This is a genomic window from Bradyrhizobium sp. NP1 (genome assembly GCF_030378205.1).
Classification (GTDB): Bacteria; Pseudomonadota; Alphaproteobacteria; order Rhizobiales; family Xanthobacteraceae; genus Bradyrhizobium.
The window spans coordinates 3,732,859-3,751,996 of sequence record NZ_CP127385.1; the positions used below are offsets into that span (position 1 = coordinate 3,732,859).

The 19,138-nt window shown below is 66.3% G+C and carries 16 protein-coding genes; 3 read left to right on the forward strand and 13 right to left on the reverse strand.

Features of this window, described 5'->3' with window-relative positions:
• Nucleotides 1–72 precede the first annotated feature (72 nt).
• Both glnA and QOU61_RS17865 read right to left on the reverse strand, forming a co-directional pair.
• Nucleotides 73–1,503: a type I glutamate--ammonia ligase gene (glnA, locus tag QOU61_RS17860; RefSeq protein ID WP_289661585.1), complete on the reverse strand. Its 1,431-nt coding sequence runs from the start codon at nt 1,501–1,503 to the stop codon at nt 73–75.
• A gap of 153 nt (nt 1,504–1,656) precedes the next feature.
• A complete protein-coding gene (locus tag QOU61_RS17865) occupies nt 1,657–1,839 on the reverse strand; it encodes a hypothetical protein (protein WP_289661077.1) in 183 nt (60 codons plus the stop codon).
• Between the two features lie 583 nt (nt 1,840–2,422).
• Here QOU61_RS17865 and QOU61_RS17870 point away from each other — a divergent pair.
• Nucleotides 2,423–4,714 carry a ComEC/Rec2 family competence protein gene (locus QOU61_RS17870; protein ID WP_289661080.1) on the forward strand — a complete coding sequence of 764 codons (2,292 nt, stop codon included), beginning with the start codon at nt 2,423–2,425 and terminating at the stop codon, nt 4,712–4,714.
• Nucleotides 4,715–4,724: 10 nt separating this feature from the next.
• Here QOU61_RS17870 and QOU61_RS17875 read toward each other — a convergent pair whose 3' ends face one another.
• The 5 genes from QOU61_RS17875 to QOU61_RS17895 form a co-directional block, all read right to left on the reverse strand.
• Nucleotides 4,725–5,147, reverse strand: coding sequence for a hypothetical protein (locus QOU61_RS17875; RefSeq protein ID WP_289661082.1), 423 nt, complete (start codon nt 5,145–5,147; stop codon nt 4,725–4,727).
• A gap of 499 nt (nt 5,148–5,646) precedes the next feature.
• A complete protein-coding gene (gene lexA / locus QOU61_RS17880) occupies nt 5,647–6,348 on the reverse strand; it encodes a transcriptional repressor LexA (RefSeq protein WP_289661084.1) in 702 nt (233 codons plus the stop codon).
• A 192-nt stretch (nt 6,349–6,540) separates the two neighbouring features.
• Entirely contained in the window at nt 6,541–7,752 is a 1,212-nt protein-coding gene (locus tag QOU61_RS17885) for a molybdopterin molybdotransferase MoeA (protein ID WP_289661086.1), read from the reverse strand.
• Nucleotides 7,753–7,772: 20 nt separating this feature from the next.
• Nucleotides 7,773–8,402, reverse strand: coding sequence for an HAD-IA family hydrolase (locus QOU61_RS17890; RefSeq protein WP_289661087.1), 630 nt, complete (start codon nt 8,400–8,402; stop codon nt 7,773–7,775).
• A gap of 29 nt (nt 8,403–8,431) precedes the next feature.
• Entirely contained in the window at nt 8,432–9,559 is a 1,128-nt protein-coding gene (locus QOU61_RS17895) for an alpha-hydroxy acid oxidase (protein ID WP_289661089.1), read from the reverse strand.
• Nucleotides 9,560–9,999: 440 nt separating this feature from the next.
• Between QOU61_RS17895 and QOU61_RS17900 the strand changes: the two genes are divergently transcribed.
• Nucleotides 10,000–11,337, forward strand: a complete 1,338-nt coding sequence (locus QOU61_RS17900) for a S41 family peptidase (RefSeq protein ID WP_289661091.1) — start codon at nt 10,000–10,002, stop codon at nt 11,335–11,337.
• Nucleotides 11,338–11,420: 83 nt separating this feature from the next.
• On the opposite strand, the gene QOU61_RS17905 is transcribed toward QOU61_RS17900, so the two are convergent.
• Nucleotides 11,421–14,150, reverse strand: a complete 2,730-nt coding sequence (locus tag QOU61_RS17905; RefSeq protein ID WP_289661093.1) for a bifunctional diguanylate cyclase/phosphodiesterase — start codon at nt 14,148–14,150, stop codon at nt 11,421–11,423.
• A 261-nt stretch (nt 14,151–14,411) separates the two neighbouring features.
• Complete coding sequence (locus QOU61_RS17910) at nt 14,412–15,650, reverse strand: MFS transporter (protein WP_289661096.1); 1,239 nt, start codon at nt 15,648–15,650, stop codon at nt 14,412–14,414.
• 100 nt (nt 15,651–15,750) lie between these two features.
• On the opposite strand from QOU61_RS17910, the gene QOU61_RS17915 reads away from it, so the two are divergent.
• A complete protein-coding gene (locus QOU61_RS17915) occupies nt 15,751–16,341 on the forward strand; it encodes a CGNR zinc finger domain-containing protein (RefSeq protein WP_289661098.1) in 591 nt (196 codons plus the stop codon).
• A 50-nt stretch (nt 16,342–16,391) separates the two neighbouring features.
• Here the strand turns inward: QOU61_RS17915 and QOU61_RS17920 are convergent, their stop codons facing one another.
• The 4 genes from QOU61_RS17920 to trpD all read right to left on the reverse strand — a co-directional run bounded on the left by QOU61_RS17920 (nt 16,392) and on the right by trpD (nt 19,137).
• Nucleotides 16,392–16,667: a hypothetical protein gene (locus QOU61_RS17920; protein ID WP_289661101.1), complete on the reverse strand. Its 276-nt coding sequence runs from the start codon at nt 16,665–16,667 to the stop codon at nt 16,392–16,394.
• A gap of 118 nt (nt 16,668–16,785) precedes the next feature.
• Nucleotides 16,786–17,283: a cyclic pyranopterin monophosphate synthase MoaC gene (moaC, locus tag QOU61_RS17925; RefSeq protein WP_289661103.1), complete on the reverse strand. Its 498-nt coding sequence runs from the start codon at nt 17,281–17,283 to the stop codon at nt 16,786–16,788.
• 1 nt (nt 17,284) lies between these two features.
• Complete coding sequence (trpC, locus tag QOU61_RS17930; RefSeq protein ID WP_289661105.1) at nt 17,285–18,103, reverse strand: indole-3-glycerol phosphate synthase TrpC; 819 nt, start codon at nt 18,101–18,103, stop codon at nt 17,285–17,287.
• Between the two features lie 20 nt (nt 18,104–18,123).
• On the reverse strand, nt 18,124–19,137 hold the full coding sequence (gene trpD, locus QOU61_RS17935; RefSeq protein ID WP_289661108.1) for an anthranilate phosphoribosyltransferase: 1,014 nt from the start codon (nt 19,135–19,137) through the stop codon (nt 18,124–18,126).
• Nucleotide 19,138: the final 1 nt, after the last annotated feature.

Sequence of the window (19,138 nt, forward strand, 5' to 3'; positions counted from 1 at the left end):
GTGATGGCGGTGGGTACGCCCGCGTTTTAGGGTCGCTGGTTGCCAAGGAAACAGGCGCCAAGGCGCTCTCGCTCAGATGTCATAGTAGAGATGGAACTCGTAAGGATGAGGGCGCAGCCGGATGGCGTCGACCTCCTTTTTTCGCTTGTAGTCGAGCCAGGTTTCGATCACGTCCGCGGTGAACACATCGCCGCGTAGCAGGAATGTGTGATCGCGTTCGAGGGCGTCCAGCGCCTGGTCCAGCGACCCCGGCGTCGACTTCACCTCCTTTGCCTCCGCAGGCGGGAGGTCGTAAAGATTCTTGTCGATCGGGCTACCCGGGTCGATCCGGTTGTTGATGCCGTCAAGGCCCGCCATCAGCATCGCGGTGAAGGCCAGGTAGGGATTGCAGGAAGGATCCGGCGAACGAAACTCGACGCGCTTTGCGCGCGGGTTCGGCGAATACATCGGAATCCGGCAACAGGCCGAGCGATTGCGCTGGGAATAGACCAGGTTGATTGGAGCTTCGTAACCCGGCACCAGACGCCGATAGGAGTTCGTGGTCGGGGCGCAAAGCCCACATAACGCCCAGGCGTGGGTTAGCAATCCGCCGATGTAGTAGCGGCCGAGCTTGCTCAGCTCGGCATAGTCCGCTTTGTCGTAGAACAGATTGGTCTCGCCCTTCCATAGACTTTGATGAACGTGCATCCCCGAGGCGTTGTCCTCGAACAGCGGCTTTGGCATGAACGTGGCAGTCATGCCGTGTTGATGGGCGGTGTTCTTGACCACGTATTTGTAGATCATCAGGTTGTCGGCCATGCGGGCGAGCGTGGTGAAGCGCATGTCTATTTCGTTTTGGCCGCCTGTCGCTACTTCGTGGTGATGGGCTTCGATAGCAATTCCCAGTGACTCCATCGTCAGCACCATTTCGGTGCGGAGAGCCTGCATGCTGTCGGTCGGGGGAACGGGAAAGTATCCCTCTTTCGGGCGTGGCTTGTGGCCCAAATTCGGCTCTTCGTCCTTGCCGGTGTTCCAGCTGCCTTCGCTGGAATCGATTTCGTGAAAGGCGTAATTGATGTCTTGTCCGTAGCGGACATCGTTGAATACGAAGAACTCGGCCTCCGGGCCGAAGTAGCTCGTATCGGCGTGGCCGGTGCCCTTCAGGTAGGTCTCGGCCTTTTGAGCGATGTAGCGCGCATCGCGGCTATAGGATTGACCGGTCACGGGGTCTCTGATGTTGCAGATCAGGACCAGCGTCCTCGCCGGGCTAAATGGGTCGAAGAAGGCCGTCGTTGGATCCGGGACGACCAGCATGTCGCTTTCCTGGATCTCCTGGAAGCCGCGGATCGAGGAGCCGTCGAATCCAATGCCTTCGCTGAGAGCATCGACATTCGCTGCGCTGGGCGGGACGGAAAAATGCTGCCACACGCCGGGCAAGTCGGTGAACCGCAAATCGATCATCTGGACTTTCTCGTCCTTGATCGCCTTAACGAGATCTTCGGCTGTCGTACAATTCAAAACCATGGCTTCACTCCCGTTGTGGAGAGGAGAAGAGAGCGCCTTGAGTTCGTGTAGCCCTTCGGGGGCTTGAGATTTTTGTCCACGTTGCAAGTGCAGCGGCGCTATGCCGGACCAGCCTCGATCCTGCATGGCAGCGTCCGCATTCAGGCCGACAGGTTAGCTTTGGTGCGGCCCGCGCATGAGCTTCATGGCGTCCTCGATGTGCCGCCAGGTCCTGGCCAGCTCCACCTCGCCTTTTGCTTCGAGATCGATGGCATTCTGGGCAGCTTCCGCAATGGCTTTGGCGCCGTGGGCTTCCAGCAACTGCCGCGCATAGCTATGGATTTCGATTTCTCGCATGGCGTCATCCTCCTCTTGCTCCAAGCAGCGCGGCCGTGAACTCCGGTCGGGCTGAGGACTGCAGATGTTGACACCTGTCAAGCGCTCCTAGTCTGCCTCCTGGTGAGGCGCACTTGCAAGAGCCCCTCCCGATGATGGGCCGCCAAGACCGGGTACCAGTAAGCAGGCCCGCTCGCCCTGGGCTTCGCCGGGGAGGAGGTCTGGCAAACCATCATACCAGTGGAGCAGATTTGACGTTCGCTACCCATTTGCCGCGATTTCCTCTTGCGAACGTCAAATCCAAAGCTCCACTGGCATCAACAGCTTGCTAGTGGTCCTTTCATTCTAACATTCGCAAACGTGCCTCCCAAATGGGATGCGAATGTTAGAATCGGACCACTAGGCTCAGACCTTGGTTGCCGGCGTGCGCTTGCTGCTCTGGCGCGCGATTGGGGCAATGGCTTTCCTTCGTCTGGCAGGCGGAGCGCCGACGCGGGATCAGGCCTGTGCACGCTTGCCCCACATTCTGCATCTGTTCTGCTGTTCGGCTCATGACACCTTGCGGTAGCCTCAAGTCGCCGAGGGTCATGCAGGGTGTATCCGTATGGCGGAGCGGGAGAGGCCGCATCGCGCGCCGGGATTTGCGGGCGGCATCGCCGGCACGTGGCCGCCGCGTGGCGCGACGCTGGCCGGCGGTTTCGCGCCGGCCGGCCTTGGCCTCTGGCCCGCGCTGGTCGAGACGCTGCGGCAATGGGTGCGCGCCGAGGCCGGTGCCGGCCGCCTGCTGCCATGGGTCCCGGTCGCCTTCGGCACCGGCATCGCGCTTTATTTCGCCGCCGATCATGAGCCCGTGCTCGCGGCCGCCATTGTCGCTGCCGCAGTGCTCGTGCTGGCGGCGTTCCTGTTGCGGCGGAGCCGGCTGTTTCCCGCCGCACTTCTGATCGCGGCCGCGGCCTGCGGCTTTGCGGTCGCAACCGCCAAGACCGCGCGGGTCGCGCACGCCGTGCTGGCGCGGCCGGCTTTTGGGGTGTCGCTCTCGGGCTTTGTCGAGACGCGCGACATCCGCGAGCGCACCGATCGCTTCGTGCTGCGGGTGAGGGACATGGATGGGCCGCGCCTGTCGGCGAAGCTGGAGCGCGTGCGGCTTTCGGTGCGCAAAGGCACCGCGCCCGACGTCGGCAGCTTCGTCGAGCTGAAGGCGCGGCTGCAGCCGCCGCTCGCGCCGCTGCGGCCGGGCAGCTACGATTTCGCCCGCGACCTCTATTTCCAGGACATCGGCGCGACCGGCTTCGTGACCGGCGCGATCAAGATCGTTGAGCCACCGGTCTCCGGCGGCCTGGCGCTGCGCTACGCGGCGTTCATGCAGGGCCTGCGCGACGCGATCGATGCGCGCATCCGCACCGTGCTCGACGGCGACAAGCGTGCGATCGCGACCGCGCTTCTCACCGGGCGGCGCGATGCCATCAGCGAGCCCGTCAACGACGCGATGTTCATCTCGGGGCTCGGCCATGTGCTGTCGATCTCGGGCTACCACATGGCGGTCGTGGCCGGCGTCGTGTTCTTCGCCGTGCGCGCGCTGCTTGCGCTGGTTCCGGGACTGGCGGTCGGTGCGCCGATCAAGAAGTGGTCAGCGGCGGCAGCGCTCGTTGCGGCCGCCTTCTATCTGTTGCTCTCGGGCGCGGAGGTTGCGACCCAGCGGTCGTTCTTCATGACGGCCGTAGTGCTGATCGCCGTCATGGTCGACCGTCGCGCCATCACCTTCCGCACGCTGGCGGTCGCAGCGCTGATCGTGCTCGCGATCGCGCCGGAAGCGCTGGTACATCCGAGTTTCCAGATGTCGTTTGCGGCAACGCTTGGCCTGGTTGCGCTGGTGCAGATCGGGATGCCGCGCCTGCTCGCGACGCCGGAGAGCTCTGCGACCGCGCGCGTTGCGCTGTGGGGCGGGCGCGAGCTCGTCATGCTGGTGCTGGCCTCGCTGGTGGCGGGACTGGCGACCACGCCTTACGCCGCTTTCCACTTCCACCGCGTCACCCCTTACGGCCTCCTCGCCAACCTTCTGGCGATGCCGGTCGTCTCGGCGCTCGTGATGCCGGCGGGCCTGCTCGGGCTCGCGGCGATGCCGTTCGGCTTCGACGGCCTGTTCTGGTGGCTGATGGGGATCGGGATCGACTGGATGATCGTGGTCACGCAATGGGTCGCGGCGCTGCCCGGCGCGATCGGCCGCATGGCGGCGTTCGGCATCGCTCCGGTCATCGTGGCGAGCCTTGGCCTCATCCTGATGGGCCTGTTGCGCTCGCCGCTGCGCTGGTCGGGCGCGGTTGCGCTGGCCGCAGCTATCGTCTGGGCGGTCGCGACGCCGCTGCCCGACGTCCTGGTTTCCGGCGACGGCCGCAACGTCGCCGTGCGTGGTCGGGACGGGCGGCTGCACCTGATGAGGACGGCGAAGGACGCGTTTCTGGTGAAGGAATGGCTGGCCGCGGACGCCGACCCGCGGCCGCCGGTCGATGCCAGCCTTGGCGAGGGGGTGTCCTGCGACGAGGCCGGCTGCGTGGCCGCGATGGCCGATGGCGGGCTCGTCACGCTTGCCGATCATGCCGCGGCGCTTGGAGACGACTGTGCGCGTGCAGCGCTGGTCGTGACGGCACGGCAGGCGCCGGCGCAATGCGAGGCCGCAACCATCGACCGCGCGCGCCTGCAAAGGCAGGGCACGCTGTCGGTTCGCCGTACGCGCCAGGGATTTTCCATCGGCGCGGTCAAGCCGCAGGGCTTCGACCGCCCATGGTCCCTGGCAATCGCTGGCGAGGGCGAGGTGGACGTCTCACCTGTTCTCAGGTCACCGCAAACCGCTCCGCGCGATGCGACACCGGCGGAGACCGATTTGCAGGCGGACGACTAGCGCGGCGCGCTCAACCCACGGGCTGCCGTCGCGGTGCCGGCGTCTCCACGGCAGGAGCTGCCTTCTCCGGGGTTCGCTGCGTCACCGGGAGTTGCAGCACCCGCGCACGCTGGCCTTCGCACAGTTGCGTCACCAGCACGAAGCTGCCATCCGGAAATTCGATCGCGTCATGGTGCCGTTCGGGCACGAGCGGATCGATCTTGCCGAACTTGCCGACGCGCGAGTTGATCGTCTTGGTCCAGATCCACCGGCTGTCGTATCTGACATCGGCGGCGAAGGCCAGCTCGGTACCGGGAAGCAGGCAAACCGCGACGCCTGGTTCGCGCTCGCTTGCGAAGCCGCGTGTCGAAGTCCCGCGGAAGGACGTTGTGATCAGTTCTTCGCCGACCTCGGCGGGACGGGACGCCACGGCATGCAGACTGTAGTCACACATCGGGTTGCTCCTCGTTCGAGATAGCGACCCGTGCCTGTGTGCGTGTCCCTGAGCATGCTCGCCGCACAATGCCTTTCGCCTGTGCCGCGAGGAGACCGATTGTTGTTTGTCGATCTTGCTGCGGGAGGCGCGGGCCCTATCAAAGTGGACGATAACGCCAACCCTTGGCTTCCTTGTAGGCAATTCTGCGACTCGCGGCCTGCGCGGCCATCACAAATTAGTTTGGCGTGAAGCGCAGTTTCTTTGGAACAAAAATGGCCTCTCGCGCATAGGCAGGGGGCTTCTGTCCGAGCAATGAGGACAGCGCGCGCGTTTTCCCGGCTGCCCATTTTCTTGTCACGTTTCCTGTCACGCGCTTCGCCTTATAAGCATGAGCGCGCTTGCGCTGTTGTCGCTGGCTCGTTGCTCCGTTTGGCATGCGAGCCTTGCAACGCGCGACAACACCACACGCGGCCGAGGCGGCGTTCAACCGCCGCGACCGTCCTGTACGCGGTGCCACTCAGTACTTCCGATACAGCCCGATCAGCTTGCCCTGGATCTTGACGCGGTTCGGCGGGAGTATCCGGACCTCGTAGGCCGTGTTGGCCGGCTCCAGCGCAATGGAAGCACCTCGGCGGCGAAAACGTTTCAGCGTCGCTTCCTCGTCATCGATCAGCGCGACGACGATGTCGCCGGTGTCGGCACTCTCGTTGCGCTGGATCAAAGCCATGTCGCCGTCGAGGATACCGGCATCGACCATGGAGTCGCCGCGCACCTCGAGCGCGTAGTGCTCACCGGAGCCGAGCATGTCGGGCGGCACGCTGATGGTGTGGCTGCGGGTCTGCAGTGCCTCGATCGGTGTGCCGGCGGCGATGCGGCCCATGACGGGCACCGCGACCGGACGCTCACCGTCATCGGCGGTGGAGCTGGCGCTGCGGCCCTTGCCGAGATTGCCTTCGATGACGCTCGGGGTGAAGCCGCGGCGGCTGCCGCCGCCGCTTGCGGAAAGCTCGGGCAGCTTGATCACCTCGATGGCGCGGGCGCGGTTGGGCAGGCGACGGATGAAGCCGCGTTCTTCCAGTGCGGTGATGAGGCGGTGGATGCCGGATTTCGAGCGCAGGTCGAGTGCGTCCTTCATCTCGTCGAACGAGGGCGGGACGCCGGCCTCTTTCAGCCGTTCATTGATGAAACGCAGAAGTTCGTACTGTTTGCGCGTGAGCATCTCGAGCAAGTCCCCCGGTTGATGGTGCCGATTGATGCGACCACGGGAGCGCGGCTCCCATTCTCGGCATCAAAGTAGATACCAGCACTCGAAACAAATCATGAACGGACACTATATGTTCGATATGTGTTCCGCAACCACTTAATTTCCGGTGAACGCGCTCCGAGGGCGCGGAACCGCTGCCCGATCGCCTCAGTCAGGCAGTCGCAGCACGTCGCAAGACGCGCCCGCTTTCGCCGCCGGCGCAAATGGCGGACGGATCAGAAGTGCCTGTGCCGCAGCGAGATTCGCAACCAGCGAGCTGTCCTGGTGATTGACCGGCGTGGCGATCAGCGTGCCGTCGTCGCGCTCGTCGAGCCGCGCGCGCAAGTAATCCTCGCGCTGATCGTTGGCGCCGACGTCGCGGCCGAGCAGGGCGGTTTCACGTGCATGGTGAATCACCGAGCGACCCGAAAGCGCGCGAATCAACGGCACCAGAAACAGGAAGGCGCAGACATAGGAGGAAACCGGATTGCCGGGCAGGCCGATCACCCGGAGCGCGCCGAGCCGGCCGTGCATCATCGGCTTGCCCGGGCGCATCGCAATGCGCCAGAACGCCATGGTCACGCCTTCTGCCCGAAGCGACCGGTGCACCAGGTCATGGTCGCCGACCGAGGCGCCGCCGGTCGTGATCAGGATGTCGGCGCCGGAATCCCGGGCGCGGCGGATGCCCGACGTGGTCGCTTCCAGCGTGTCGGCGGCGACCCCGAGATCGATCGTGTCGGCGCCCTCGGCGCGCGCCAGCGCGCGCAGCGAATAGCCGTTGGAATAGACGATCTGGCCCGGGCCGGGCGTTGAGCCGGGCATCACCAGCTCGTCGCCGGTCGCCAGGATCGCGACCTTGGGCCGGCGCCGCACCGGAAGGTTGGGGTGATTCATGGCGGCCGCGAGCGACAGATGACGGTCGCCAAGCCGGGTGCCTCCTTGCAGCAGCACCTCGCCCTGCCTGAAATCGATGCCGGGGCCGCGGATATGGCGGCCGACGCTGGCCGCCTCGGTGATGCGGATGGTGTTGCCGTCGGCCTCGGTGTCCTCCTGGATCACCACGGCATCGGCGCCGTCGGGGATGACGCCGCCGGTGAAGATGCGCACGGCCTCGCCTTGCCCGACCCGTCGTTCGAACGGGCGGCCGGCTGCGACCTCGCCGATCACGGTCAGCCGCGCGCCTGCCTGCGCCGCATCCGCCGCGCGCACCGCGTAGCCGTCCATCGCCGACATCGCCTGCGGCGGCTGGTTGCGCAGCGCAGCGACATCGCGCGCCAGCACGCGATGGTAGGCGGCATCCAGCGCCACCATTTCCTGTTCCAGCGGTTCGCTGTCTGCGAGGATCGCGGCCAAAGCGTCGGCAACCGGCATGAGGGCCACAGCGAAAACTCCTAAAATTCCTAGATCCCGAGTGCCTCGAGCGCGTCGGCGACGTCGCGCGACGATCGCACCTCGACCGCCTGCAGGCCGCAGGCCCGCGCACCCTCGATGTTTTCGGCGAGATCGTCGAAGAACACAATGCGCGAGGCGGGCACCCCGATCGCTTTCACGACATGATCATAGGCGGCGGTATCCGGCTTGCGCAGGCCGATCGTCGAGGACAGGTAGATTTCGCGGAAATGGCCGAGCAGGGGGCCATAGGCTTTCGAGAAGTGCTCGACGTGCGGCCGGTTGGTGTTCGAGAAGGCATAGAGCGGCATGCGCCGCGCGGCGCGCGCCAGCAGGGGGGCGATGCCGGGCATCTCGCCGGCGAAGATCGCGTTCCAGCCTTCGAGGAACTGGGCGTCGGAAATGGTGATCCCCAGCATCGCGCGCAGGCTGTCGAAATAGGCGGCATCGCTGATGGTGCCCACCTCGTGCTGCCGGTAGCTCTCGTCGCGCACGAAACGCGCGACCAGCTCTGCCGGCGCGCATCGGGCGTGGGTCGCCCAGCATGCGATCGCCTGGGAGAAGTCGATGTCGAGCACCACGCGGCCGAGGTCGAACAACAGGGCGTCCGCGGCGCCGGGGGAGAGCCGGGGTGAGGTCATCGCGCTCGAAACACCTACCAAGCGGCTCATCAGTAACGATAGGGCTCGATGTCGAGCAGCGGAAAGGCGCTGAACACGCCGGGCGGATTGGTCGCGGTCGCCGGATGCAGGCAGCTCTTGTCGAGCTTGGCGAAGGACGTGGCGCCGAGCAGGCCGAGGGTGCGGACCACCTCGTCCTCCAGCAATTCCAGCATGCGCAGCACGCCGGCCTCGCCGGCTGCGGCCAGCGCCCAGCATTGCAGGCGACCGATGCCGACGAGGTCGGCGCCGGCCGCGATCGCCTTGACGACGTCGCTGCCGCGGCAGAAGCCGCCATCGACCATGATCTTGGCGCGGCCCTTCACGGCATCGACGATCTCGGGCAGCACGTGCATGGCGCCGCGCCCGTGATCGAGCTGGCGGCCGCCGTGATTGGAGACGTAGATCCACTCGACGCCGTGGTCGAGCGCGATCTGGGCATCCTCGGCGGTGGCGATGCCCTTGATGACGAGCGGAATTTTGAACTTGTCCTTGATCAGCTTCACCGTGCGCCAGTCGAGCGCCTTCTGGTAGTCGCCGCCGGTGGCGCGCAGCCGGCTCTCGCGCACGTAGCGCTTGGCGATGTCGCGCTCGCGCCGGCTGTAATGGGCGGTGTCGACCGTGAGGCAGAAGGCGGCATAGTCGTTGGCGATCGCCCGGCTGACCACGTCCTCGACGAAGGCGTCGTCGCCGCGCACATAGAGCTGATAGAGACGCAGCGCGTTCGGCGCGGCTTCCGCGACCTTCTCGAGGCCGGGGTCGGAGACCGAGCTCAGCATGTGTGCCGCGCCGAACCGGCCGGCGGCGCTTGCCACGCTCGCCGCTGCACCCGGCTCGAAGACTTCGAGCGCGCCGACCGGGGCCAGCATGACCGGAAGGCGCATCGTGCGCCCGAAGCGCTCGACCGATGCATCGATGCGCGAGACGTCCCGCAGCACGCGCGGGCGGAAGGCGATCTCGTCGAGCGCCATGCGGTTGCGGCGCATCGTGGTCTCGGTCTCGGCCGCCCCGATGATGTAGTCCCAGGCGTTCTGGTTGAGGTTGGCGCGCGCCTTGCGGATGAACTCGTGCAGGTTCTGGAACGGCTCCTCGCTCGCACCAAGCTCGACATTGCGCGCTGGCCTGATTGCTTCGTTCATCTCTTCCTCCCGGGCATTTAGGCTTGTCTCTTCGCCTATCGCTTCCGAAGGGCGGGCGCTATCCCAAAAAATGCATGGCTTTAGACGGATGGATTTTCCCGGCGGGGCGCGCGAGGGCGCCGGCCGGCACCGTGAAATTCCGGCTTTGCGGCCGGCCCGCGCCATACCTATGTCGTCAGCATGCCCGCGCGACGGCGTGAGCCGTCTCGTCGGGGATTTGATTCGCGGCGCGGCCGGTCCGGCGCGCAATGAGCGTAGGGGTGGAAAGCGAGCCGGCGGGACTGACTTGCCTCGAAATTGGGCAGGAAAACCAAGGTACAGCGTGCACGGCGACCGGCCCGCGTCTTGGACCGGCCTTGAAGAAACCTGAAAGCTATTGTGATTTCCCGGTTTGATTTGCCCGGCCCATAATGGGTCGATCGAACGCAAAAAGGCCCGCGATGCGGAAGAATCTCCTGTTTCTCTGTGGTGCGCTCACGGGAACGTGCCTGACGCTCCTCGTCACCCTGCCCGAAGGCAGCCATCTGGTGGCGGCAGCGCGAGCGGCCGCCAATGCTGTGGATACCTATTCACAGCTTAACCTGTTCGGCGAAGTGTTCGAGCGCGTCCGTGCCGACTATGTCGAGAAGCCCGACGACACCAAGCTGATCGAAGGCGCCATCGACGGGATGGTGACCTCGCTCGATCCGCACTCGCGCTACATGAACGACAAGGCCTGGCGCGAGATGCAGGAGACGACGTCGGGCGAGTTCGGCGGGCTCGGCATCGAGGTCACCATGGAAGACGGCCTCGTCAAGGTCGTCTCGCCGATCGACGATACGCCCGCAGCAAAGGCCGGCATCATGTCCGGCGACCTGATCGCCCAGATCGACGGCGAGGCCGTGCAGGGCCTCTCGCTGGAGCAGGCGGTGAACAAGATGAAGGGCGCGGTCAACACCAAGACCAAGCTCCTGATCATGCGCAAGGGCAAGGACGCCCCGCTCGAGCTGACGATCACCCGCGAGATCATCCGCGTCCGCCCGGTCCGCTATCACACCGAGGGCGGGGACATCGGCTATATCAGGATCACCTCGTTCAACGAGCAGACCACGGAGAGCTTGCGCAAGGCGGTCTCCGCCATCGCCAAGGAGATCCCACCCGAGAAGCTCGCGGGTTACGTCGTCGATCTGCGCAACAATCCCGGCGGCCTGCTCGACCAGGCGGTGTCGGTGGCGAGCACCTTCATGGCGCGCGGCGAGATCGTCTCCACGCGCGGCCGCAATCCGGAGGAAACCCAGCGCTTCACCGCGCATGGCGGCGACCTCATCAAGGGCAAGCCGCTGGTGGTGCTGATCAACGGCGGCTCGGCGTCGGCGTCCGAAATCGTTGCCGGCGCGCTGCATGATCACAAGCGCGCAACCCTGATCGGAACCCGCTCCTTCGGCAAGGGATCCGTGCAGACCATCATCCCGCTCGGCGCCGGCAACGGCGCGCTGGCGCTCACCACGGCGCGCTATTTCACCCCGTCGGGCCATTCGATCCAGGCCCAGGGCATCACGCCCGACATCGAGGTGCTGCAGGATGTGCCTGACGAGCTGAAGGGCCGCGCCGACACTAAGGGCGAGGCGTCAATGCGCGGCCATCTCTCGGGCGAGGGCGCCGAGCAGACCGGCTCGCAGTCCTACGTGCCGCCGGAGGACAAGGACGACAAGGCGCTGGGCGCGGCCTACAATCTGCTGCGCGGCGTCACCGTCAACGCCAATGTTCCACCGCCGGCCAAGGCAGTGGTGCCGAACTAGTGGAGCGGATTTGACGTTCGCTACCCGCCTGCCGCGATGGGATGCGAATGTTAGAATCGGACCACTAGCATCTCGGGAAAGATTCAGGCGGCGCCCGACAGCGGACGCCGCCGCTGCACCTGACCTGCCGCCGGCGCCGTCAGGCGCTCGCGATGCGCGCGGAACAGGGGCTGCAGCTCGGCCGCGGGCAGCGGTCGACTGAACAGATAACCCTGCATTTCCGAGCAGCCGAGCATGCGCAGGAGCCGCTGCTGCTCGGCGGTCTCGACGCCTTCGGCCGTCGTCGTCATGCTGCGCGCAGCTGCGATATTGACCACCGCCTGCACGATGCTGGAGGAACCGCCCGGCTCGGCGATATCGTCGACGAAGTAGCGGTCGATCTTGATCTTGTCGAACGGGAAGCGCTGCAGGTAGCTCAGCGAGGAATAGCCGGTGCCGAAATCGTCGAGCGCGATGCGCACGCCGATGCCGCGGAGCTGGTGCAGGATCGCAAGCGCCGTCTCGTCGTCGCGGATCAGGACAGCCTCGGTGATTTCCAGCTCCAGCCGGCTCGCCGGTAGGCCGGATGCCGCGAGCGCCGCCATGATCTTCAGCGCCAGCGTCCCGCTCTTGAACTGGATCGGCGAGACGTTGACCGCAAGGCGAATGTCGTCAGGCCAGCTTGCGGCCTCCTTGCAGGCGGTCGCCAGCACCCACTCGCCGAGCTGGTTGATGAGGCCGGTGTCCTCCGCGATCGGAATGAACTCCGCGGGTGAGATCATGCCGCGCTCGGGGTGGCGCCAGCGCACCAGCGCCTCGCAGCCGGTGATGTCGTTGCTCTGCAGGCCGAGGCAGGGCTGGTAGTACACTTCGAGCCCGCCGCCGGCGATGGCCTGGCGCAGATCGCTCTCCAGCCGGTGGCGCGCCTTGACCTGGGCATCCATGTCCGGCTCGAAGAAACGGTAGGTGCGCCGTCCAGCCGATTTGGCGGCATACATCGCAAGGTCGGCGTTCTTCAGGATCTGGTCGAGCTCGGTGCCGTGCTCGGGCGCGAGCGCGATGCCGATGCTGGCATCGGCGGTGAGCTGGTGGCCGAGGCAGTCGTAAGGCTGGCGGACCGCGTTGAACACCTCGTTGAGGAGGTCGGTGATGTCGTCGACGTTCCGGACCCCGGTCTGGACGATGGCGAACTCGTCGCCGCCGAGCCGCGCGACGAATCCGGCCTGGCCGACGCAGCGGGCGAGGTTGACCGCGAGCGACTTCAGAAGCTCGTCGCCGACCAGATGGCCGAGCGAGTCGTTGACGCCCTTGAACTCGTCGATGTCGATGTAGCAGACCGCGGTCTGGCGGCCCGCAGGAATTTGCGCAAGCTCCTGCTTCAGCCGTTCGTGGAACAGCGTCCGGTTCGGCAGGTCGGTCAGCGCGTCGTAGTGCGCCAGATGCATGATGCGCTGCTCGGCGCGCCTGCGCTCGGTGACGTCTTCATGGGTTGCGAGCCAGCCGCCATCGGCGAGCGGCTCGTTGATGATGTGGATGGAGCGGCCGTCCGGCGTGTCGATGACGTAGCTCTTCTCGTGGCCGATGCCGCGCAGCACGGTGGTGATGTATTCGTTCTCGTCGCCGACAAAGGAGCCGGTCGCCTTGCGATGCTCGATCACCTCGCGGAAGGTGCAGCCCGGCCGCACCACCTCGGCCGAGAGCCCGTACATGTCGAGATAGCGCTTGTTGCAGACGATCAGCCGGGCCGAGGCGTCGAACATCAACAGGCCCTGGGTCATGTTGTTGATGGCCCGGTCCAGCCGCTGCTTCTCCAGTCGCAACCGCTGCTCCGACAGGCGGTGCTGTTGCGACAATTTGCGAACCACCAGCAGGATGAGCGCGGCGATCGCGAGCACCGAGCCGCCGGCCACCACGGTCAGCATCCTCGTCTGCGCCCGCCAGTCGACAAGCGCGGCGGCGGTGGTCGTCGTCGCCACGATCACGATCGGGAAGTTGGTCAGCGCCCGCGACGCGATCAGCCGGTCCTGGCCGTCGATCGGGCTGGTGAGGCGGCCGGTAAAGCTCGGCTCGCCGAACACCCTCTGCTGGCCCGCGGAACCGCTGTTGAAATTGTGCCCGATCAGGCCTTCGACATGGGGGTAGCGCGCCAGCAGGGTGCCGTCGCGATGATGCATGCTGATCGTCGCGCCCGAACCGAGCGCGAGCGAGGCGAAGAATCTTTCGAAATTGGCGGGCTCGATGCCGCGTCCGACGACGCCGAGCAGTTCGCCATGCGACCCCGTCATCTTGCGCGCAATCACCGTGGTCCAGATGCCGCTGACCCGGCTGTGGACCGGCTCGATCACCATTTCCGGCGTGCGCGGATCGGTCCTGAAGGCCTGGAAGTAGGGACGGTCGCCGATCTGGACCAGCGGAGCCGGCCAGGCTTTCGAGGTGTTGATCAGGACGCCGTCGGCGTCGAAGATGTTGATGTCGCCGACATAGGACACCGCGCTCAATTTCGATTTCAGCATGAGATGGATGTCGCGGCCCGACATCCGCTGCCGATATTCGTCCGCGGTCGCGATGCCGCTCGCGCGCATCAGCGCGATGATGTCCTTCTGGATGACCTGGAAGTCCTCGAGCTGCTGGTCGAAATGGCGCGCCAGCAGCAGCACGGTGTTTTCAAGCTCGCGCTCGCTGTTGCGCAGCGCGCGCTCGCGGAAGTTGGCAGCCGTGAGTGCGGCGCCGATCGCGATCGCCGCGATCAGCACGGCGCCGCCCAGCAACAGCCAGCGGATGGGGTTGTCGCGGACGGACGTCTTGGCGTCGATGAACGTTCTGCCGATCGTCATGGCTGCTGATTCACCGCCCCTGGCCAGTGGAGCGGATGTGACGTTCGCGGCCCTTCCGACCGAGCCTCCCCGAAGCGAACGTCAAATCCGAAGCTCCACTAGGGACAATAGTTGTCGGCGGTCCCTTGATTCCAGCATTCGCAAAAGTGCCCGCCGCGACGGGATGCGATGCTGCAATCGGACCACCAGTGCCGAGGTCAGTCCCATGCACCCGGCCGGTATTTCTACTTAAGGGCGCGAGATGGAGTGGAGGTTAGGAATCTAGGTTAATGGTGGCTTAACGCTGATCCGCGACGTCACGATCACGATCAGGGCGGCGACGATGTTCGCCGCGGCGCTGGCGAGGATCGGCAACGTGTAGCTGTGGTTGAGGTCGAACGCGAAGCCGGCGGCGGCAGGACCGATCAGCGTGCCGAAGGCCACGCTGGTGTAGAGGATGCCGATCAGGCCGGAGACGTTGCGGCCGCCGAAATAGTCCATGACCACGGCCGGCAACACCGCGACCCAGCCGCCATAGAAGACGCCGAAGATGAAGGCGAAGGCGACCAGCAGCGACAGGTTCCCCGAGACCGCCCAGATCGAGAGCGCGAGCGCCATTCCGGCGAACATCATCAGCAGTGACTTCTCGCGCCCCATGCGGTCGGCGAGGCCGCCGAGGAAGAAACGGCCCATCGTGCTGCCGACGCCGATCACCCCGAGCAGCAGGACGGCGACCGGCGGCGCAATGCCGAGATCCCGCGCGAAAGGAACGAGGTGGACGAAGGGCACGAAGACCCCGAAGGCGCAGATCAGGCAGGCCGCGTAGAGGCTGATGAACTGCGCTGAGCGGATCGCGGTGCCGATCGTCGCGCCTTCCGCGCACGGGCTCAGCGCGACGCTTGCCGGCGGATCGCCGTCCGGCGCCAGCCCGCAGCCGCGCGGATCGTTCTCGATCAGCAGCGCAAGGCCGCCGCCGATTGCGGCGGCGATGGCGCCGAGCGCGAAATAGGCGCCGCGCCAGCCGAGTTCGCCGATCAGCAGCGCGGCCAGGGGCGGCATCACGAGCGTGCCGACGCCGATGCCGCTGACCGCAAGCCCCGATGCAAAGCCGCGGCTGCGGACGAACCAGCGCTGCACCGCGCCTACCGCCGGCACATAGGCAAGCCCGACGCCGAGCCCGACCCCGAGGCCGTAGGCCGAATAGACCTCGACGAGGCTGCGGGCGGCGCTTGCGGCCACGAAGCCGAGCCCGGTGAGCAGCATGCCGATGACGGCAAGCGGGCGCGAACCGAAGCGATCGGCGAGCGGACCGCTGACGACGCCGAGGCCGAAATAGAGAAAGCCGGCGAGCGAGAACACCAGCGACACCGAGCCGCGCGAGGCGCCGAATTCACGCTGCAGCGCCTCGACGAATGTGGAGAAGGTGTACGCGCAGCCGAAGCCGACGAAAGTCACCGCGAAGGCGGCCGCGACAACGAACCAGCCGTAGAACACGCGTGGCCGAACTGCCTGATCGGTCATGGCGGATCTCCTGCTGCTGTCGACACATGTAAAATGCTTTTACCGGTGTCTCTTGACAAAACCAGTAAAAGTATTTTGATGGTGTCGAACGGAACGAAAAATGTCGAAGCTTTCGCGCAGGTTCAAGGTTCCTGACGGGCTGGCCGATCTGTTTGATTTCGCCAACACGCTCGACGACAGGCATTTCGTCCATCACGGCGTGCGCCATCCGCGCTCCGACGAGCTCGCGACGCCGCAGCAGCTCGGCGCCTGGCTTTCGGAGCACGGCCTCGCCGCGGCGGACGCGAAGATCACGCCGGCGCTGCTGGAGACGGCGCTGACCCTGCGCGGCGCGGTGCGGGCCTATCTGCAGTGCGATCCCGCCCAGCGCCGCCGCAATCGCGAGGTCACGCGAACGCTGAATGCGGCGCTGCAGCCGTTCCTCCTGACCGTGGAGGTCGGCACCGGCGGCGGGACGCTGGTGGCTGCGTGCAACGATCCGCTCAACGGATTGTCGGCCGTTGTCCGCGAGCTCTATGACGGATCGCTCAACGGCAGCCTGGACCGGCTGAAGATGTGCGCTTCGGAGGAATGCCGGCGGGTGTTCTTCGACCGCTCCAAGCCGGCGACGCGGCGCTGGTGCATGTCGACGCTATGCGGCAACCGGATGAAGACCCGCGCCTGGCGCGAGCGGCAGCGCGAGGGCGCCTGAAACTCAGCCGCTGTTCGGTCGCTGTGGTTGGCCGGCAGGATTGCCGGAGCCTATTGGGGACGCGCCGCGGTGGCACGCGTGCGCGGCCGGCGCTGCGGCGCCACCCCGACCGTCGTGCCATCGGCCCAGCCTTGCCAGCCCTGGGCCTGATTGCGATGGAAGTTCGGATCGGTATAGGGGTTGCCTGGCCCCTTGTTGTTGCAATTGGCGTTCGGATAGAAGAACGCGCAATAGCCGGGCTCCTGGATCACCGGCTGCGCCGGCGCAGCGGTGACTGCCGCAATCGAGATCACGAGGGCGGCCGTAGCGGTTTTGACGATCGGCATCGCTTTCCTCCGGGTGGGGTGCGTGGCGGCGCTCACGCGAACAACAACACCAGAGCGGCCGCGCTCTTCCTGCGACGGCCGATCACTCGGCCGTGAGGTGGGCCGCCATTTCGCTTCGTCAGGCGCGATAGTGCCCGGACTTGCCGCCCTTTTTCTCAACGAGGTGAATGCCTTCGATGCGAATCCCGCGCTCTGCGGCTTTCACCATGTCGTAGATCGTGAGGCAGGCGACCGACACCGCGGTCAGCGCCTCCATCTCGACCCCGGTCGGGCCGGTCACCTTGACGGTTGCGCGCACGACGCAGCCGGGCAGCGCCTCGTCGGGCGTGATGTCGAGCACGACCTTGGACAGCGCCAGCGGATGGCAGAGCGGGATCAGCTCGGCGGTACGCTTGGCGGCCATGATGCCGGCGATGCGCGCGGTGCCGAGCACGTCGCCCTTCTTGGCATTGCCTGAGACGATCAGTTCCAGCGTTTCCCTGGCCATGACGACGCGCCCCTCGGCGACCGCGACGCGCTCGGTCGCGGGCTTTTCCGAGACGTCGACCATGCGCGCTTCGCCGCGGGAATCGATGTGGGTGAGGGCGGGGCGGTCGCCTGGAGCCTTGCGCGCCATGTTATCGCGTGCCGGTCGCCCGCGGCGTCTCGCGCGCGAGCAGCGCGCGCGTTGCCGCGGTGACGTCCGCCTGCCGCATCAGGCTCTCGCCGACCAGGAAGGTCGAGATGCCGACCCGCGAAAGCCGGGCCAGATCCGCCGGCGCAAAGATGCCGCTCTCGCCGACGATCGCGCGGTCGGGCGGGATCAGCGACGCCAGCGCCTCGCTGGTCTCGAGCGTCGTCTCGAAGGTGCGCAGGTTGCGGTTGTTGATGCCGATCAGGGGGGAACGAAGCCTCAGCGCGCGGTCGAGCTCGGCGCGGTCGTGGATCTCGACCAGCACGTCCATGCCATGCGCGAAGGCGGCGGCCTCGATGTCCCTCGCCGCGCCATCGCCGAGCGCGGCCATGATGATCAGGATGCAGTCGGCGCCATGGGCGCGGGCTTCCGCCACCTGGTAGGTGTCGAACATGAAGTCCTTGCGCAGCACCGGGAGGTTCGTGGCGGCGCGCGCGGCTACCATGAAATCGAGATGGCCCTGGAAGGAGGGCGCGTCAGTCAGGACGGAGAGGCAGGCGGCGCCGCCGGCCTCGTAGGCCCTGGCGAGCACGGGCGGATCGAAATCGGCGCGAATAAGCCCCTTGGACGGTGAGGCCTTCTTCACCTCGGCGATCAGCGCATAGTCGCCGGCCGCGAGCTTTTCCCTGATCGCCCTGAGGAAGCCGCGCGGCGGGGGCTCCGCCCGCGCCAGCGCCTCGACCTGCGAAAGCGGATGCGCGCGCTTGGCGGCGGCGATCTCCTCCCGCTTGTAGGCCTCGATCTTTGCCAGAATGTCGGACATCGCGCGGTGCCTTTGGCCGGTCAGCTATTGGAGATGGCGATCAGCTTCTTCAGGCGCGCCGCCGCAGCACCCGTGTCGAGCGATTTGGCGCCGATCGCCACGCCTTCCTTCAAGTCGCTGGCGCGGTTGGCGACGACCAGCGCCGCCGCGGCGTTCAGCAATGCGACATCGCGAAAAGGGCCGGGCTTGCCGTCCAGCACGCCCTGCAGCGCGACCGCATTGGCGTCGGCATCGCCGCCCTTCAAAGCCTCGCTACCGCAGCGGGTGAGACCCGCCTCCTCGGGGGTGACCTCGAAGCTCCTGATGTTGCCGTTCTCCAGCACTGCGACAAAGGTGGGCCCAGTGAGCGTGATTTCGTCCAGCCCGTCGGACCCGTGCACCACCCAGACCGATTCGGCGCCGAGGTTCTTCAGAACCTGGGCCAACGGCTGCACCCATTGCCGCGAGAACACGCCGACCATCTGCCGCTTGACGCCGGCGGGATTGGACAGCGGCCCGAGCAGGTTGAAGATGGTGCGCGTGGCAAGCTCCAGGCGGGTCGGATTGACGTTCTTCATCGCCGGATGATGCGCCGGCGCGAACATGAAGCCGATGCCGGCTTCCTTCACGCAGCGGCCGACCTGATCAGGGGCAAGGTCGATCTTCACTCCGAGCGAGGCCAGCACGTCGGCCGCGCCCGAGCGCGAGGACAGTGCCCGGTTGCCGTGCTTGGCGACGGGAACACCGGCGCCCGCGACGATGAACGAGGCGCAGGTCGACACGTTCACCGAGCCCGAGCCGTCGCCGCCGGTGCCGACGACGTCGACGGCATCAGGCGGCGCGGAGACGCGCAGCATCTTGGCGCGCATCGCGGAGACCGCGCCGGTGATCTCCTCAACGGTTTCGCCGCGCACCCGCAGCGCCATCAAAAGCCCGCCCATCTGCGAGGGCGTGGCCTCGCCGGACATCATGGCGTCGAAGGTCACCGCCGCTTCTTCACGCGACAGCGTGGCGCCGGTTGCGACTTTGGCAATAATCGATTTGAGGTCGTCCATC

Bases quoted from the DNA above. Each gene is read 5' to 3' on its own strand.
- QOU61_RS17900 (WP_289661091.1), top strand. From the start codon at position 10,000: ATGCGGAAGAATCTCCTGTTTCTCTGTGGTGCGCTCACGGGAACGTGC.
- trpD (WP_289661108.1), bottom strand. From the start codon at position 19,137: ATGGACGACCTCAAATCGATTATTGCCAAAGTCGCAACCGGCGCCACG.
- lexA (WP_289661084.1), bottom strand. From the start codon at position 6,348: ATGCTCACGCGCAAACAGTACGAACTTCTGCGTTTCATCAATGAACGG.
- QOU61_RS17910 (WP_289661096.1), bottom strand. From the start codon at position 15,650: ATGACCGATCAGGCAGTTCGGCCACGCGTGTTCTACGGCTGGTTCGTT.
- QOU61_RS17895 (WP_289661089.1), bottom strand. From the start codon at position 9,559: ATGAACGAAGCAATCAGGCCAGCGCGCAATGTCGAGCTTGGTGCGAGC.
- QOU61_RS17905 (WP_289661093.1), bottom strand. From the start codon at position 14,150: ATGACGATCGGCAGAACGTTCATCGACGCCAAGACGTCCGTCCGCGAC.
- trpC (WP_289661105.1), bottom strand. From the start codon at position 18,103: ATGTCCGACATTCTGGCAAAGATCGAGGCCTACAAGCGGGAGGAGATC.
- QOU61_RS17890 (WP_289661087.1), bottom strand. From the start codon at position 8,402: ATGACCTCACCCCGGCTCTCCCCCGGCGCCGCGGACGCCCTGTTGTTC.
- QOU61_RS17865 (WP_289661077.1), bottom strand. From the start codon at position 1,839: ATGCGAGAAATCGAAATCCATAGCTATGCGCGGCAGTTGCTGGAAGCC.
- QOU61_RS17920 (WP_289661101.1), bottom strand. From the start codon at position 16,667: ATGCCGATCGTCAAAACCGCTACGGCCGCCCTCGTGATCTCGATTGCG.
- QOU61_RS17875 (WP_289661082.1), bottom strand. From the start codon at position 5,147: ATGTGTGACTACAGTCTGCATGCCGTGGCGTCCCGTCCCGCCGAGGTC.
- QOU61_RS17870 (WP_289661080.1), top strand. From the start codon at position 2,423: ATGGCGGAGCGGGAGAGGCCGCATCGCGCGCCGGGATTTGCGGGCGGC.
- moaC (WP_289661103.1), bottom strand. From the start codon at position 17,283: ATGGCGCGCAAGGCTCCAGGCGACCGCCCCGCCCTCACCCACATCGAT.
- glnA (WP_289661585.1), bottom strand. From the start codon at position 1,503: ATGGTTTTGAATTGTACGACAGCCGAAGATCTCGTTAAGGCGATCAAG.
- QOU61_RS17915 (WP_289661098.1), top strand. From the start codon at position 15,751: ATGTCGAAGCTTTCGCGCAGGTTCAAGGTTCCTGACGGGCTGGCCGAT.